The organism is Porphyrobacter sp. LM 6 (assembly GCF_001720465.1).
Taxonomy (GTDB): Bacteria; Pseudomonadota; Alphaproteobacteria; order Sphingomonadales; family Sphingomonadaceae; genus Erythrobacter.
In genome coordinates this window covers 2,713,443-2,729,850 of sequence record NZ_CP017113.1, presented here as the reverse complement: position 1 = coordinate 2,729,850, position 16,408 = coordinate 2,713,443, and the positions used below count along the sequence as shown (strand labels likewise).

The 16,408-nt window shown below is 67.6% G+C and carries 14 protein-coding genes; 3 read left to right on the top strand and 11 right to left on the bottom strand.

Annotation, left to right across the window (positions count from 1 at the left end; translation table 11 throughout):
- Window positions 1–74 precede the first annotated feature (74 nt).
- The 5 genes from bchZ to BG023_RS13140 form a co-directional block, all read right to left on the bottom strand.
- Window positions 75–1,520 carry a chlorophyllide a reductase subunit Z gene (gene bchZ, locus BG023_RS13160; RefSeq protein ID WP_069310846.1) on the bottom strand — a complete coding sequence of 482 codons (1,446 nt, stop codon included), beginning with the start codon at window positions 1,518–1,520 and terminating at the stop codon, window positions 75–77.
- Window positions 1,517–3,046 (bottom strand): chlorophyllide a reductase subunit Y, encoded by a 1,530-nt coding sequence (bchY, locus tag BG023_RS13155; protein ID WP_069310845.1) that lies wholly within the window; start codon window positions 3,044–3,046, stop codon window positions 1,517–1,519. The genes bchZ and bchY overlap by 4 nt, the downstream gene beginning before the upstream one ends.
- On the bottom strand, window positions 3,043–4,038 hold the full coding sequence (locus BG023_RS13150; RefSeq protein ID WP_442956771.1) for a chlorophyllide a reductase iron protein subunit X: 996 nt from the start codon (window positions 4,036–4,038) through the stop codon (window positions 3,043–3,045). The genes bchY and BG023_RS13150 overlap by 4 nt, the downstream gene beginning before the upstream one ends.
- Complete coding sequence (gene bchC, locus BG023_RS13145; protein ID WP_069310844.1) at window positions 4,032–4,979, bottom strand: chlorophyll synthesis pathway protein BchC; 948 nt, start codon at window positions 4,977–4,979, stop codon at window positions 4,032–4,034. Before bchC ends, BG023_RS13150 begins: the two co-directional genes overlap by 7 nt.
- A gap of 125 nt (window positions 4,980–5,104) precedes the next feature.
- Window positions 5,105–6,229 carry a methyltransferase gene (locus BG023_RS13140; RefSeq protein ID WP_069310843.1) on the bottom strand — a complete coding sequence of 375 codons (1,125 nt, stop codon included), beginning with the start codon at window positions 6,227–6,229 and terminating at the stop codon, window positions 5,105–5,107.
- 76 nt (window positions 6,230–6,305) lie between these two features.
- On the opposite strand from BG023_RS13140, the gene crtD reads away from it, so the two are divergent.
- Entirely contained in the window at window positions 6,306–7,886 is a 1,581-nt protein-coding gene (gene crtD, locus BG023_RS13135) for a 1-hydroxycarotenoid 3,4-desaturase CrtD (protein ID WP_150122882.1), read from the top strand.
- A 23-nt stretch (window positions 7,887–7,909) separates the two neighbouring features.
- Window positions 7,910–8,725 carry a hydroxyneurosporene dehydrogenase gene (locus tag BG023_RS13130; RefSeq protein WP_069310842.1) on the top strand — a complete coding sequence of 272 codons (816 nt, stop codon included), beginning with the start codon at window positions 7,910–7,912 and terminating at the stop codon, window positions 8,723–8,725.
- Window positions 8,726–8,734: 9 nt separating this feature from the next.
- Here the strand turns inward: BG023_RS13130 and BG023_RS13125 are convergent, their stop codons facing one another.
- From BG023_RS13125 to BG023_RS13105, 6 genes are all read right to left on the bottom strand, one after another.
- Window positions 8,735–9,739, bottom strand: coding sequence for a phosphatase PAP2 family protein (locus tag BG023_RS13125; RefSeq protein WP_190315777.1), 1,005 nt, complete (start codon window positions 9,737–9,739; stop codon window positions 8,735–8,737).
- Between the two features lie 129 nt (window positions 9,740–9,868).
- The gene (locus tag BG023_RS14925; protein WP_190315776.1) at window positions 9,869–10,039 is read right to left on the bottom strand and encodes a hypothetical protein; all 171 of its coding nucleotides are present in this window, start codon (window positions 10,037–10,039) and stop codon (window positions 9,869–9,871) included.
- A complete protein-coding gene (bchO, locus tag BG023_RS13120) occupies window positions 10,039–10,923 on the bottom strand; it encodes an alpha/beta fold hydrolase BchO (RefSeq protein ID WP_069310840.1) in 885 nt (294 codons plus the stop codon). The genes BG023_RS14925 and bchO overlap by 1 nt, the downstream gene beginning before the upstream one ends.
- Complete coding sequence (locus BG023_RS13115) at window positions 10,920–12,617, bottom strand: magnesium chelatase subunit D (protein WP_069310839.1); 1,698 nt, start codon at window positions 12,615–12,617, stop codon at window positions 10,920–10,922. Before BG023_RS13115 ends, bchO begins: the two co-directional genes overlap by 4 nt.
- Window positions 12,614–13,615: a magnesium chelatase ATPase subunit I gene (gene bchI / locus BG023_RS13110; protein ID WP_069310838.1), complete on the bottom strand. Its 1,002-nt coding sequence runs from the start codon at window positions 13,613–13,615 to the stop codon at window positions 12,614–12,616. The genes BG023_RS13115 and bchI overlap by 4 nt, the downstream gene beginning before the upstream one ends.
- A gap of 70 nt (window positions 13,616–13,685) precedes the next feature.
- Complete coding sequence (locus tag BG023_RS13105) at window positions 13,686–15,347, bottom strand: ABC transporter permease (RefSeq protein WP_233993006.1); 1,662 nt, start codon at window positions 15,345–15,347, stop codon at window positions 13,686–13,688.
- Between the two features lie 35 nt (window positions 15,348–15,382).
- Between BG023_RS13105 and BG023_RS13100 the strand changes: the two genes are divergently transcribed.
- Window positions 15,383–16,405, top strand: coding sequence for an ABC transporter ATP-binding protein (locus tag BG023_RS13100; protein WP_233993005.1), 1,023 nt, complete (start codon window positions 15,383–15,385; stop codon window positions 16,403–16,405).
- The last annotated feature ends 3 nt before the right edge of the window (window positions 16,406–16,408 follow it).

Here is a 16,408-nt window from a genome sequence, read left to right as displayed (position 1 = left end):
GGCATGGGCTGGCGCGGCGGCGGCAGTGAACCGCAGCGGCGACAAAGGCGTATGGCGGGTGGGCGCGACGATCGTCATGCTCCCGCTCCTTCAAGCAGCGCCTCAGCGAGGCAGTCTGCAGTGACTGTGTCCGACCCGCGGGCGCGGGCGGTGCGTTCGGCCGCATCGCGCAGGCGCTTGGCGGCGGAAATCCGGATCAGCACCGGCTGGGCTTCGACCAGCTGGTCGAGCTTGGCCTTGGCGTCATTGTCCCAGGCGAGCTGGGCTTCGTTGCGGGCCGGAGTCGCCTCGACCTTGTCCATCTCGGTGCCGAGCGGCAGGATGTGGAACAGCGCATCGAACAGCGCATTGCACACTTCCTGCACCAGATAGGTCGCGCCCGAATAACCCATGAAGGGCGTGCCGGTGTGGCGGCGGATCGCAGCGCCGGGGAAGCTTGCGGGGATATACATCCCCCGCGCACCGCATTCGGCCATATACATGCGCTCGTTATAGCTGCCGAACATCACCAGCGGCGGATTGGCGCGGATGGCGGCGCGCACGTCCTCGTTCTTGGGCTTCACGCCGGCACAGCGCGAGAAGGCCATTGCGCAGGGCAGGCCCATGTCGCCTTCGAGGAAGGCGCGGATGCCGCGCGCGTAGGTTTCGTTGGCGACAATGCCGAAGCTTGCCGTGCCGAAGAAATCCTGCGTGACCGAGCGCCACAGATCCCACAGCGGCTTGATCGTGGTGTGCTTCTCGCGCTCGATGAAGGGTTCGGGATCGAGGCCCAGCTCCGCGCCCAATGCGCGCAGGAACTTGGTGGTCTGGGTGAGGCCGATCGGCGCCTGGAAATAGGGCCGCTCAAGCGTTTCGCACAGGTTGCGACCGAACTCGCGGTACATGCAGACATTGGCGTCGCTGGTGGCAAGATCGCGGATGTCGGCCAGGTGGCTGCCGAGCGGGAAGACCATGCTGACTTCCGCGCCGATGCCTTCGACAAGGCGGCGGATCTCGGCGAGATCGCTGGGCATGTTGAACATGCCGTAGCTCGGCCCGATGATGTTGACGCGGGGCTTTTCGCCTTCGCGGCGCTCGCGCTTTTCGGGCATTTTCTTGGGGCCGAATTCGGTCCACAGCCAGGTCAGCGCGCGGTCAGCCGATTGCCACTGATCTTCATCAATGGTGCGCGGCAGGAAGCGTTTGATGTTGGTGCCTTCGGGCGTCACGCCGCCGCCGATCATCTCGGCGATCGAGCCGGTGACAACCACGGCGGGAAGCTCGGTATCCAGCGCCTGCCACGCGCGCTTCATCGCGCCTTCGGTGCCGGTCTTGCCGAGCTCTTCCTCGCCAAGGCCGGTGACGACGATGGGCAGCTCATGCGGCGGCAGCGCGTCGGTGTAGTGGAGCACGCTGGTCACTGGCAGGTTCTCACAGCCCACCGGGCCATCGATGATGACCTGCAAGCCCTTGACCGCCGTAAAGACGTAGGTTGCGCCCCAATATCCGCCGGCGCGGTCATGATCGAGGACGAGCGTCATGATCCGATCGCCTCCGATGCCTTGCGTGCCGCTTCGTTCAGAGCTGCGTACTTCTTGCGGAACTTGGGCCGGTCGACGGGAAGTTCTTCCCACACGCCCGCGGCGTGCTCGGTCCCCACGCCTTCGAAGAAATCGCGCATCGCATCGAAGCGCGCCTTGTTGCCCATCGCCGCGTTGATCACGGTCGCGAGGCTGCCTGCACCCGCCGGGCCCATCAGCGGCCGGGCTGAGATGAGATTGGTGAAATAGAGCGCCGGGATCGCCTTCGCTTTCGCGTGCTGCACCACGGGGGTGGTGCCGATGGCGAGATCGGGGCGATATTCCTCGACCGCGGCGATGTCCTGTTCGAGGCTGGCGCGGAACTGCACCTGCACGCCGCGCGCTTCGAGCCATTCGCGATCGGCATCCGACCAGCGGGTCTTGGGGCAGGCAGAGCCGACATAGCGTACATCCGCGCCGCTTTCGACCAGCAGGCGCGCGACCAGCAGTTCGGAGCCCTCATAGCCCGAAACCGTGATCCGTCCCTTGATCGGCATGGCGGCGAGCGCGCCCTTGCAGGCGCCGACCATGGCGTTCTTGACCGCGTCGACCTTGTCCTGCGGCAGGCCCATCGTATCGCCGATGGCTTGCAACCAGGCGGCGGTGCCATCCGCGCCGACCGGAGCCGAGCCGATGACCGGGCGGCCAGCCGCTTCGAATTCGCGGATCGAGGCGGTGTAGAAGGGGTGGATCGCGGCGACGACCGCGCAATCGAGCGCGGCATAAAGCTCGCGCCATTCGCGGGTCGGCACGACCGGGCCGGCGGCAAGGCCGAGGGGGGCGAGCATCTGTCCGATCACCACCGGATCGGCCGGGAACATCTCGCCGAGCAGCGCAACGCTCGGGCGGTCAGACCGTTCGCGCGGAGCGGCGACGGGGCCGGCCATCACTTCCTCGCGGGCATATTGCAGCATCGCGCCCGCCAGCACGTCCTTCGCCTCTGCGTGGGTCGGGATGCCGAAGCCGGGCACATCGATGCCGATGATCCGCACCCCGTTGATCTGCTTGCCAAGCAACCGCAGCGGAACGCCGCTAGCGGTGGGCACGCACAGGTTGGTGACCACGATCGCATCGTAGTTTTCGGGATCGGCGAGACCCTCGACCGCTTCCTTGATGTCCTCGAACAGTTTGCCTGTGACGAGGGTTTCCGAGGAGAACGGCACATAGCCGACCGTCCGCCGCGCGCCGTAGAAGTGCGAGGTGAAGGTCAGGCCGTACACGCAGCAGGCCGAGCCCGAGAGCACGGTAGCGGTGCGGCGCATTCTGAGACCCACCCGGAGCGACCCGAAGGCAGGGCACATCGATTGCGGCTGGTCGTGCGGCCCGACCGGATAGTCGGCCGCATATTGATCGAGGATTTCGCTCTTGCCGGCATTGCGCGCGGCTTCGTTCATGGTGTCCTTCGACGCGCAGCCACCGGCTGGCGCCGGATCGAGCTCGATCCGGTCAGGGGCGCGCTGGGCGTCAAAGGCGTTATGATCGCTCATGCTTCGTCGTAGACTACTTCGAGGCTGGGGCGCGTTTCGAAGATACCACCGCGCATGTCGGCCTGGGTGGCAGGCACCAGCTCGACATTGCCGCCGGTCTCATCCGGGCTGAACAGGCCGAGCAGCCCGTCCTGGTCGAGCGGATTGGGCCGCAGCGGCGGGGCTTCGGCGACATTGATCGCCAGCTCTTCGAACAGGCTCGCCCATTCGCCGCCTGGGATCCCGATGATCTGGTAATTGGCGCTCTTGCGGCGGATATCTTCGTTGGCGGGGATCGCGGTCAGCACCGGGATGCCGACAGCCTCGGCAAAGGCCTTGGCCTCGCCCGTGCCATCGTCCTTGTTGACGATCATGCCCGCCACGCCGACGTTGCCGCCCATCTTGCGGAAATATTCGACCGCATGGCACACGTTGTTCGCCACATAGAGCGATTGCAGATCATTCGATCCGACGACGATCACCTTCTGGCACATGTCGCGGGCAATCGGCAGGCCGAAGCCGCCGCACACCACGTCGCCGAGGAAATCGAGCAGCACGTAATCGAAACCCCATTCGTGGAAGCCCAGCTTCTCGAGCAGTTCGAACCCGTGAATGATCCCCCGTCCGCCGCAGCCGCGACCGACTTCCGGCCCGCCGAGTTCCATCGCGAACACCCCGTCGCGCTGGAAGCAGACGTCTTCGATCCGCACGTCCTCGCCCGCCAGCTTCTTCTTCGAGGAGGTCTCGATGATCGTCGGGCAGGACTTGCCGCCGAACAGCAGGCTGGTGGTATCGGACTTGGGATCGCAACCGATCAGCAGCACACGCTTGCCTTGCTGGGCCATCATGTAGCTGAGGTTGGAAAGCGCAAAGCTCTTGCCGCTGCCGCCCTTGCCGTAGATCGCGATGACTTGCGTTTCGCTCTTCACCTCGCCGGTGTGGACCGGATCGGGCTCGTGGCTCGCTTCTTCGCGCAAGGCGGCAGTCTGGGTATCGAGGACGGACATCAGCATTCGCTCCAATCGAGAACCATCTTCAGACAATCGGGGTCGCTGAAGGCTTGCGGATAGGCCGCGAGTGCCGCGCCGGCGGCGCAGCGGTTGGTAATGAGACCGGTGAGGTCGAGCCGTCCGCATTCGATCAGCGAGCGGGTTTCGGCCAGATCATCGGGCTGCCATTCGGCGGCGATGCGGAAATGCGCCTCGCGCATGAAGGCGGCGGGGAAGGCGAAGCTCACCCGCTCGGAATAGAAGCCGGCCAGCACGATCTCACCGCCCTTGGCGAGACGCATGACGAGATCGTCGATCAGGTTCGCATCGCCGCTGGCATCGTAGATCGCGCGGTAATCGCGGCGTTCGTCGGCAGCAGGGTCAATGACATTGTAGTCCGCAGCGCCCGTGCGGCGGGCGGGATTTACTTCCCACACTGTGGGAGCTGCGCCGCCCAACGCCAGCGTCAGTCGGGCGAGCAGGCGGCCGAGCACACCGTGGCCGATAATGAGGTCAGGCAGGGCCGCGCCCTTGGCAAAGCCGCCCTTGATCGCATGAAGTGCCGTCGCGGCCAGAGCGCAGAGCACGCCAGCTTCGCCGAGATGTTCGGGGATCGGCAGCGCGCGCGTCGAAGGGACGATCACCCGCTGCGCCGTGCCGCCGAACAGGCCGCGCGCATCGGTGTAGCAATTGGCGCCCGGCACGAAGACCCAGTCGCCGATCCGGCCGCGCGCATCGGCACCGGCATCGGAAATCCGCCCGACCGATTCGTACCCCGGCACCAGCGGATAACCCAGGCCGGGGAAGGGCGGCATGCGTCCGGTAAACAGGAGTTTTTCGGTGCCGGTGCTGATCCCGCTCCAGGCGATATCGACCACAACGTCGGCAGCTTCCACCGGCTTCATCTCAAGCGACCGGAGAGCGATGCGCTCCGGTGCTTCGAGAATGACAGCCAGTGTGTTCATTTCCTCGGTCTCCCCAGGGTGGATTCGAGGCGCGAACGCCGAGTCGAATGCCCCGCAGCTACGTTCTCCCAAGTGTGTGCTACGCCTTACGCATAAGACTGTCAAACTATGTGGACATTTTTCCGTCAGGCGCGAGCGATTATCACGCTTGCGTTGACCGGTTGCGCAGTTGCGACGACCCGAGCGGAGGAAAAGCCTGCCGCGCGCAGCATGGCGGTGATCTCAGCGGGGCTGCGCGCCCGTCCTGATCCCATCGCCCACAGGTAAAGCCCGAAAAACGCCTCACCCATCGCCTCCGCGCCCGGAATGCGCGCCATCGGCTCGGCAATCAGCAGCCGCGCGCCGGGGGTCAGACTGGCGCGGATATTGGCGAGCAAGTCTTGCGCGGGGGCATCGTCGTGATCGTGCAGGATCCGCACCAGCGACACCATGTCGTAGCCTTGGGGTATGGAATCCTTGAAGAAATTTCCCGGATGCGCGGTGACGCGGTGCGCCCCTGCGGCCTCGCCCAGCACTTTGCTTCCGGTTTCCACAACTTGCGGCAGATCGAACAGACCGAGCTCGAGGTGGGGATGCGCGGTGCCGATCGCGGCGAGGAAGGCGCCGTGCCCGCCGCCGACATCGAGCAACCGCTTGGCGCCCCTGAACGAGACCGAGGCCAGCACCTCGTCGGCGACGAAGTGCTGCGAGGCGGCCATCAGCTCGGAATATTCGGCCGTCTGCTCGCCCCGTTCGGCAACCCCGTGGAGCGCGCCGGCATAGGTCCAGAAGCGTGACAGCGCGGTCGGATCACGCCGGTCAGCCCGCAGCAGGGCGAGCGGATCGGCCAGATCGGCATAGAGCAGCCGGTGATGCCGCACCATCGCCTGCACGCCGGGATTGGTATGGAATACAGCGCCTTGTTCGCCCAGCATCCATTGGCCAGGGGCGACTTCCTCGGACAGCATCATCGGCCGCCCGGCGCGCAGCAGGGTGAGCGCCGCCGATTCGCTCAGGTGCATCCGTGCGGCAACGTCGCCCGCGCTGATGGGGCCATCTGCCAGCACCGCGAACACCCCGCCTTCGACATAGGCGCGCAGCACCTGCGAATAGGCAAAGCCCGCCAGCAGGTCGAACGCCGCGTTGGCGCGGCTCCGCGCGATCCAGCGGATCAGCGGCAGGCGCGCGGCCCAGTATTGGAAGCGGGGATGGCCGAAAATCGCGTTGCGACGCGCCACATAACCGATGCGAAAGGTGGCCCCAAAGCTCACAGGCAGGATGTTTCGCAGGCCATATGTCTAAAGAATTGGACATATGAAAGCGTAAGGTCAATGATAATCGGGCAGGTTGAGCGAGGGAGGACTTGTCATCGCGCGAGTCGTCGTCATCGGAGCAGGTATCGGCGGCCTTACCAGCGCCGCGCTGTTGGCGGCGCGCGGGGCCGATGTCACCGTGCTCGAGAAAGAGGCCTGGGTCGGCGGCAAAGCGCGCCGCGTGTTGGTTGACGGCGCCGAAATCGATGGCGGGCCGACCGTCTTCACTTACCGCCGCGTGTTCGACGATGTGTTTGCTGCCTGCGGGGCGCGACTCGACGATCACATTACCGCGCACAAGGCCGAAGTGATCGCCCGCCATGCATGGGACGATACCGGCACGCTCGATCTTTTCGCCGATCCTGAAGCCAGCGCCGATGCCGTCGGCGCCTTCGCAGGCGCCGAGGCTGCGCGTGGCTACCGCGCCTTCGCTGCCGAGGCACAGCGCATCTTCGAAGTGCTGGAAGACCCGTTCCTCCACGGCGACAAGGCCTCCACCCCGCTGCCGATGATGTGGCGCATGGGTCTGTGGCGGATCGGCGATGCGCTCGCCATGCGTCCCTTCGACGGGATGTGGAAGGCGCTCGGCGGCCATTTCAAGGACCCGCGCCTGCAACAGCTGTTCGGCCGCTATGCCACCTATTGCGGCTCTTCGCCGTTCAAGGCGCCCGCCACGCTGATGCTGATCGCGCATCTCGAAGCGCGGGGCGTGTGGCTGATCGAGGGCGGGATCCATGCGCTGGCCAAGGCGCTGGCGGGCCTTGCCGAACGGCAGGGCGCGCGGGTGCGCTGCAATGCGCCCGTCGCGGAGGTGCTCACCGCCAATGGCCGCACCAGCGGCGTGCGGCTGGCGAGCGGCGAGGTGATTCCCGCCGATATCGTGATCTGCAACGGCGATCCGGCTGCGCTTGCCGAGGGGCGCTTCGGCCAGACGGCGGCGCGTGCGGTGCCTGCGATCCCGCGCGCCAAGCGCTCACTCTCGGCGCTGGTGTGGTACGCCCATACGAAGACGCAAGGCGTCGAGCTCACCCACCACAACGTCTTCTTCTCGCGCGATTACGCCCGCGAATTCCGCGAGATCGGCGCCGGCGGCACCCCGTCCGAGCCCACTGTCTATGTCTGCGCGATCGACCGCGGCGCGCGGCCCGGCGATCCGGCTCCGCAAGGCCGCGAGCGCCTTCAGATCATCGTCAACGCCCCCGCCAATGGAGACGTTCACGCCTATTCACCCGAGGAGAGAGAGCGATGCACCAACGCCATGATGGCCACGCTGAGGCGCTGCGGCCTCGCGCTGGAGGAACCGCTGGCGCACCAGCTCATGACTCCGCAGGATTGGGAGCACCTGTTCCCGGCCACGGGCGGCGCCCTTTATGGCAGAGCGTCGCACGGCTGGGCGGCCTCCTTCCAACGGCAGGGGCCGAAGACCCGTTTGCCGGGGCTCTACTGCACGGGCGGGGCGACCCATCCGGCGGCCGGCGTCCCTATGGCAGCCTTGTCCGGGCAGTTGGCAGCGCGGGTAATCGCGAAGGACCTCGCTTCGATGAAGACGTCCCGCCCGGCGGCTATTCCTGGTGGTATGTCGATGCCATCAGCGACGACGGGCAGCACGGGCTGACGATCATCGCCTTTCTGGGCAGCGTGTTCTCGCCCTATTACAAGAAGAGCGGGCGCGGCGATCCGCTCAACCACTGTTCCCTGAACGTCGCGCTCTATGGCCCGCAGCACCGCTGGGTAATGACCGAGCGCGGGCGCAGCGCGGTGGAGCGCGATGCCAGCAACCTCGTGATCGGGCCGAGCGCGGTGCGCTGGGATGGCGATGCGCTCACCATCGACATCCTCGAAGGCGACACGCGCTTGTTCGTGCCGTGGCAGCGCAAGGTCGCAGGCACCGTGCGGGTCTATCCCGAGGCGCTCAACCGCGCGGCCTTCGCGCTCGATCCCAAGGAAAGCCACATCTGGCACTGCCTTGCCCCCTGCGCGCGGATTGAGGTGGAGATGACCTCGCCCGCCTGCCGGTGGAGCGGCAAGGCCTATCTCGATCACAACCGCGGGGCCGAGCCGCTCGAAACGGGCTTCAACACCTGGCACTGGTCGCGCGCGCACCTGAAGGCGGGGGCTCTGGTGTGCTACGAGGGCGAGCGCGGTGACGGATCGCTGTTTGCCAGCGCGCTGCGGTTCGACGCGCATGGCGTGCCCGAGCCGGTCGAGCTGCCGCCGATCGCTGCCCTGCCCGAAAGCAAGTGGGGCATCACCCGCCGCACCCGCAGCGACATCGGCGTCGCCGAAGTGCGCCGGACATGGGAGGATACCCCGTTCTACGCGCGCAGCGAGCTGGCCTCGCGCTTCCTCGGCGAGGAGGTGGTGGCGGTGCAGGAGAGCCTCGACATGCGGCGCTTCTCCTCGCGGCTGGTGCAGTTCATGCTGCCCTACCGGATGCCGCGACGGAAACGATAGGGGCAGGCTCTAGGCCGCGCGGGCGGCCTCTTGCGCCTCGACCGGGCGGAACAGTGCCGTGGTGATCGCAATCGCCAGCGCGGTCAGCGCAAGGCCCGCGGCCACATCGATCCAGTAATGCCAGCGGGTCGCCACGGCCTCGAAGATGATGAAGACGAACAGCGGCAGGTATCCGACACCCAGCCAGCGCGCATGCTTCCACGCGAAATGGACGAACACCGCTGACGAGGCGACATGGAGCGAAGGCATCGCGGCCACGGCGGCGAACATGAACTGGCTGCCCTCACTGGAGAGCCACGTCCGGCCGCCTGCCATCAGCGCCATGTAACCTTCGTGCATATGCTGTTGGCGCGCGGTTTCGAGCGCGTTGGCGCCTTGCTCGTAAAGGAACGGCCCGACCGCAGGCATCACCAGATAGCTCAGCGCGCCAAGGACATGCACCAGCATCGCGGTGAAGAGCACTTTGCGGAACACGATGAAGCTCTGCAGCGAATGGACGATGGTGCTGCCCGCAAACATCGCCAGAAAGGCGAAGAGATACAGGTGATCGCCAAACGGCATGATCGTCTCGACCCCGCTGTGCAGGGCGAAGGCGGCGCTGACCAGGGGGCGTAGCGCCTCGTCAGTCATCCAGTAGAAATCATCCCACAAGACGGGATTGATCAGGCTCATCCAGATCTTCACGTTGAAGTGCGAGATGATGATCACCCCGTAGGCGACCCCCGCCAGCGCATAATAGACCAGCCGCTGCGTCTGCTTGGTTACCACCAGATAGAGGCCGAGCATGCCGATCAGCGACAGCGGCACGCCATAGCTCATGCCGGTGAATTCCAGCGCGTCACCCGATGGGACCATGAAGGGCAGGTCGAAGGCCCAGCCGAAGGTCATGGCGGTCGCCAGGAAGGTGAAGGCGAGCAGAAGTTCGGGGATTCCGGCAATCGCCAAGGGATTGAACCGCGCCGAAGTCGTCACGACCTCAACGTCACCCGCTAGTATATCTGCCTGAATGTTCATGAAAAACAGGGTGATCCGGAATGATTGCCGAAGCTGATCTTCCGGCATTTCAGGAGCACGCTTGCGCCTGACAGTGTCGCTCACATGGCGGAAAAGCGGCCCCGTGCCAAGGGACTCGCGGAATCGGCGCTAGACGGAGGGTGGCCCGCCGCGCTCGCGCTCGGCGGCTTCTTTTGCTTCGCGTTCGGCGCGGGTCTTTTTCAGCATCCGGTCCATCTTCCAGAACTGCCACACGCCAAAGCCGATTGCGCCGCCGTAGAACAGCACGATCTCGATCCAGCCGAAGTTCCCGCTGCCCATCAATCCGCTCCCAAGGTTTCCTGCGCGAGGAAAGCGGCGATCAGCGCGGCGGCCTTTTCGGGCGCTTCCTCGTGAGCCAAATGGCCGAGGCCGGGGAGAAGTTCCAGCCGTGCATCGGGAAGCCAACCGGCGGCATCCCTGGCCCAGTCGAGCGGGATCGCGGGATCATTGCTGCCGTGCACCAGCAGCACCGGATTGGCGACCTCGCCCATCCGTGCGCGCAAGCCCGGCAAGTCCCAGTTCGCCATCATCGCCAGCCCCCCGCCAGCGTGGTCCGGGTTCTTCAGGAGGGTGCGGTAGCAGGCCATCCCCGCGGCATCGATGCGTGAATGGGTCGAGCGCCACATGAACCGCTGCGCGCCGCCAGCCAGGTCGATGGTCCCTGCGAACAAGCGCGGCACCAGCGGGTTGGCGAACAGCGTCTTTGCGATCGCCGGGAAGATCTGTGCCAAGGCGCCGGGGAAGGGGCGCAGCGCAGCGTTGAGGCCTACGATCGGCCCTGCATAACCCTGATCGAGCGCCAGTTGCAGCGCCACCGCCGCGCCCGCCGAATGGCCGATGATCGCGGCGGGATCGACCTCCAGCGCCTTGAGCAGCGCGGCGACCTCCCCCGCCATCGCGGGCAGGTTCATCGCATAGGCATCGTGGCCGGTGGTGAAGGCGTGGCGCGGCAGATCGGGCGCGATGACGTCGTAATGCTCGGCAAGCAGTGGCATCAGCCCGCGCCACGAATGGACCGACGCGCCGGTGCCGTGGAGTAGCAGCAGCGGCGGGCCGGCGCCCATGCGTTGTACGTGCCAGCGCGCAGGGCCAACATCGATAAAGCGGCTCGCCTCGCGGTGGGGCCAGATCCGTCCTTCGCGTTGCCAGTCGAGCCGGCTCATGCGGCCAGCATCGGCTGCGCGGCGTTGATCGCGGCTTGCAGCATCCGTGCGTCGGCGCGGGGCAGGGCGAGGAAGCGTCCGCCCAGCGCGCCCGCCAATGCCGCGCCCTCGGGGCCTGGGCGGGCCGAGATGTCGACCACCAGCGCGTCGATCCCGCGCGCGGCGATAGCTTTGGCGGCGGCCTCGGCATCCTGCATCGCCTGGGGGCGACCCGGCGCGCCATCGGCAGCGATATTGGCGCGGCCATCGGTCAGGATCACCAGCGCGGCGCTGCGCCCCTTGGCGATGACGCTCTCGGCCACCTCGCGCGCGGCCTTGAGTCCCAGCGCCAGCGGGGTGCCGCCACCGCCGGGCAGTTCGGCGAGCCGCCGCCGCGCGCGGGTGAGCGAGCGGGTGGGAGGCAGCAGCAGTTCGGCACTCTCGCCCCGGAAGGCGACCAGCGCGACTTCGGAACGGGTGACATAGGCCTGCGCGAGCATCAGCTCGACCGCGCCCTTGGCCTCGGCCAGCCGCGCTGCTGCTGCCGAACCCGAGGCATCGACCGCAAAGATCGTGACGCGCGCGGCGCGTTCCTCGAAGCGGCGGATGCGCAGGTCTTCCTTGCGCATGATGATCGGGGAGTCCGCGTCCGTGCCCGCTTCGCCCCCTTGCTCTCTACGCCGCACGGACTGCCACGGCACAGCGGCGCGCAGGGAATCGATCAGCGCGAGCCGTGCCCCGCCGCGCGGCATTCCCGGCCGCGCTCCCAAGGGCTTGCCGCGCATGGCGGACTTGCGTTTCTGCCCCGAACCGCTGCTGGATGAACGGCGCGGCGCCTTGCCCTGTGCCAGCGTGGCGAGGAGGTCTGCGGGAATCGCGGCCTTGGCGGCGTCCACCAGCATCTCGGACAGATCGGGGTCGCGCTGTTGCTGATCGCTGTCGGTCTGGCTGTCCGGCTCGCCATCGGGGGGCGGGGGCGGTTGGTTGTCGGGCGCGGTGTCCTGTTCTTGCGGCGGCAACCGCGTGGCGCGCGGGGCGAGCACGAGGCGCACCGCTCCGGCCAGATCGCCCGCCTCGGCCGCCTTGCGCCCTGCGAGCGCAGCCAGTCCGCGCGCGGCCTCTCCGGCGAAAATCAGCGCCCGCACGCTCTCCACCCCCAGCGCCTCGGCTGTAGCCGCAAGCGCGCGCAGGGCGGCATCATCCAGCGGCGCGACGGCGGCGAGTGTTCCTTGGGGCGGGGCCAGATCGACCCCCTCCCAGCGGCGCGAGGCGGCCAGGTCGCAGGCGAAGGCGAGGCGCTCGGTCAGGCTGGCGGGCGGGGCTTCCTCGGGCTCGGCCGCATCGTCGAGCAGGACGAGCGCCGCGTGCCCTTCATCCAGCGCCTGCGCCAGTCGTCCGGCGATCCCGCTGTCCATCCGCTCGGCCATGCCGGCCAGCAAAGCGCCGCCTTCGGCTTCCTCGATCAGTCCGCGCTGGCGCACCGGCTTGCCGGCCGAAAGACTGGCAGCGAGATCGATCCCGCCGAGCAGCCGCTCGTCATCGACATGGCCCGGCAGGCGGCGGAGCGCCATGCGGGCGCCAAGCGCCGCGACCAGCGCCTCGCGCGCCGGGCTGCTGCCGCGCAGCAGGAGCCCCTTGAACACCTGCGGGGCGAGAGCGAACAGCCGCGCCGCCAGCACCGCATCTTCCAGCGGATCGGCGGGGGCGGGCGTCATCCGAACAGCTCTGCAATCGCCCGGGTAATGCGCGTGGTGGAGCCGGTCTCGTCGAGCACGTCGCGCCGCAGCCGGTGGCGCAGGGCAGACGGGGCAATCGCGATCAGATGCTTGCGGGTGACCTTCTTCGCGCCCTCCAGCGCCGCAAGCGCGCGGGCGGCGCGCATCAGCGTAAGTTCACCGCGCAGCCCGTCCGCGCCGACCGCAAGGCAGAGGTTGGCGGCATCGCGCAACACATCCTCGCCCGGCACCAGTTTGGGCAGGCGTGCCTTGCCCTTGGCAACACGCTTGAGGATCGCCTCGTCCTCGCCCGCCCAGCGCGCGGCAAATCCTTCCGGATCGGCCTCGCTCGCCGCGACGAGGCGCATGATTTCGATCCGCACCTCGATATCCTTGGGCGTGCGCACTTCGACCGACAGGCCGAAGCGGTCGAGCAATTGCGGGCGCAGCTCGCCCTCTTCGGGGTTGCCGCTGCCGATCAACACAAACTTGGCCGGGTGGCGGACCGAGAGGCCTTCACGCTCGACCACATTCTCGCCCGAGGCGGCGACATCAAGCAGCAGGTCGACGAGGTGATCCTCGAGCAGGTTGATCTCGTCGATATAGAGAAATCCGCGGTGCGCCTTGGCGAGCAGACCGGGTTCAAACGCCTTTTCGCCCGAGCGCAGCGCGCGTTCGAGATCGAGGCTGCCGATCACCCGATCCTCGGTCGCGCCCAGCGGCATGTCGACGAAGGGCACGGCGCGGCTCTTCATCTTGCCTTGACCGCAGACGTCGGGATAGCGCGCCTGATCGTCCTTGGAGCAGCCATAGGGGCAGCCGTCCGCCGCCATGATCGGCGGGAGCAGGCCCGCGAGCGCGCGCGCGGCGGTGCTCTTGCCCGTCCCGCGGTCGCCGAACACCATCACGCCCCCGATGCCGGGATCGACGGCGGCGATCAGCAGCGCCTGTTTCATCTCGTCCTGAGCGACGATTGCGGAGAAAGGGAAGCGTGCCATGTGGCCTACCTTGTGAACGTTCGGGCGGCTTTGGACAAGCTAAAGTGACAAGTTGGTTGGACAGTTTTTGCTAACGCTTGCCCAGTCGGTTGAGAACAAGGACAGGCAGAAGCCCCGCCGCGAGCAGGATCAGCGCGGGGATCGAGGCTTCGATCAGCCGCTCGTCGCCTGCTAGGCGATAGGTGCGGGTGGCCAGCGTTTCGAGATTGAACGGGCGCAGGATCAGCGTTGCGGGCAATTCGCGCACCGTATCGATGAAGACCAGCGCGGCGGCTCCGGCAAGGCTGGGGGAGAGCAGCGGGGCATAGATCCGCGCCAGCACCCGCGACGGCGCTGCACCCAGACTGCGCGCGGCGGCATCAAGGCCGGGGGGGATGCGCGCAAGACCCCCACTCACGCTGTTATAGGCGACCGTTAGGAACCGCACCGACAGCGCATAGACGAGGATCGCGCTGGTCCCCGTCAGCAGCAGCCCGCCGCTCCAGCCCAGGCTATCGCGCGCAAACCGCGTGAGGCTCTGGTCGAACGCGCCGAGCGGGGCGAGCAGGCCGACGGCGAGCAGCGCGCCCGGTAGCGCATAGCCCAGCGTCGCCAGTCGGATCGCGCTGGCGGTGATGCGCGACTGCGAGCGCGCGCGGGCGAAGGCGAGCAGCAGCGCGCAGGCAAGGCACAGGCCGGCCGCCGCAAGGCCGAGCCACAGGCTTGACCGCGCATAGGTCGCAAGATCGCCGGTCGCGGCTTGAGCGGTGTCGGTCATCGCCATCGAGGCGAGGTATCCGGCGGGCAGGATGAAGCCGATCAGCACCGGCACGAGGCAGGCGAGGAAGGCGAGTGCCTGTCCGGTCGGCGAGAGCGCGACCAGCGGCTCCGCGTCGGCGCGCTGCTGGCTGAGGCCATCGCGGCTGTCGCTCCGCCCGCGCCGCGTTGCCGCCTCAATCGTCACCAGCACGATGACGAAGACCAGCATCACCGCGGCCAGCTTGAGCGCCGCTTCCTTGTCCCCCATCGCCAGCCAGCTGCGGAAGATGCCGGTGGAGAAGGTGGGGATGGCGAAATATTCGGCGACGCCAAAGTCGGCGAGCACCTCCATCAGCACCAGCGCAAGACCGCCTGCAATGGCGGGGCGCGCGGCGGGCAGGACGACCTGCCAGAAGGCCCGCGCAGGCTTCGCGCCAAGGCTGCGCGCGGCGCGGAACTGGCGCGCGCTCTGCGTTGCGAAGGCGGTGCGGGCAAGGAGGTAGACATAAGGGTAGAGCACGCTCGCCAGCACCAGCGCGCCGCCGGGGAGCGAGCGGATATCGGGGAACCAGTATGCACCCGCACCCCAGCCGGTCGCCTCGCGCAGGGCGCTTTGCACCGGCCCGGCATAGCCCAGCATATCGGCATAGACATAGGCGGCGATGTAGGCCGGCAGCGCCAGCGGCAGCACCAGCGCCCAGCCCAGCACGCGGCGGCCGGGGAAGCGGCACGCGGCGACCAGCCACGCGCAGCCGGTGCCGGTGACTGCGGCCAGCCCGCCTGCCAGCAGCATCAGTAGCGCGGTGTTGGCGATGTAGGTCGGCAGCACCGTGCGGGCGAGATCGCCCAGCGCCTCGCCGCCGCCCGCACCGCTCAGCGCGGCCCAGCTGATCGCGGCAAGCGGCATTCCGGCGAGCGCCGCCAGCACCAGCGCAGCGATGCTCCAGCGGCTAGCGCTTGCGCGTTCCGCGGCAAATTGCCTAAGGCGGCTCACCGCAAGTTCCCTGGAAACATGGGCAGGATCAGCCATTGAGCCTCGAATTTCGTCATATTGCCCATGCTTACGGTCAGGTGCAGGCGCTGGCGGACATCACGTTCAGCGCCCCGGCCGGAGAGATCACGTGCCTGCTTGGCGCGTCGGGTTGCGGGAAGTCAACACTGTTGGGCCTCGCAGCCGGCATGCTCACTGTCCAGCAGGGCACGATTGCGCTCGGCAACGAGGTGCTGGCCGATGAACGCCGCAGCCCGCCGCCCGAAGCCCGCCCCGTGGGGCTGGTGTTCCAGGACGGCGCGCTGTTCCCGCACTTGACCATCGCCGCCAACGTCGCGTTCGGCCTGCCCAAGGCGCGGGCCGGAGAGGCGGAGCGCTGGCTCGGCAAGGTCGGGCTTGAGGGGATGGGCGCGCGCTATCCGCACGAGCTTTCGGGCGGGCAGCAACAGCGCGCCGCGCTCGCCCGCGCGATGGCGCCGGGGCCGCGCGTGCTGTTGATGGACGAGCCCTTCGCCAGCGTCGACTTCGTGCTGCGCCGCAAGCTTCGCCGCGATTGTCGCATTCTGCTGCGCGAGGCCGGGGCAACGGTGCTGCTGGTGACGCATGATCCCGCCGAGGCGCTCGATATTGCGGACCGGATCGCGGTGATGGAGGCGGGGCGGATCGTCCAGTTCGGCACTCCGCATGAACTCCACCACGCCCCCGCCACTGCCGCTGTCGGCGCGATCTTCAGCGGCGCGCAGGTTGTCGCCGGGGTGCGAACGGGCGAGGGGGATGTGACCACTGATTTCGGGCTGTGGCCCGCCGCCAGCCTTGCCGGCGCGCTGCCCGATGCAGCCGATTGTGATCTGCTGGTGCAGGCTGACCGGCTCGATCTGGTGGCCGATCCCGATGGCTGCACCGTGCGCGATGTGCATCCGATGGGCGCGACCACGCGGGTTCTGCTCGAAGGGGCAGGGGGCACCCAGATCACGGTCGAGACGGCATCGCCGCCCGCCGCTGGTCAGGGCTACAGGGTAATCCCGCAACCCGCCAGCGTGCGCGCCTTCGCCCGCACTTAGGTC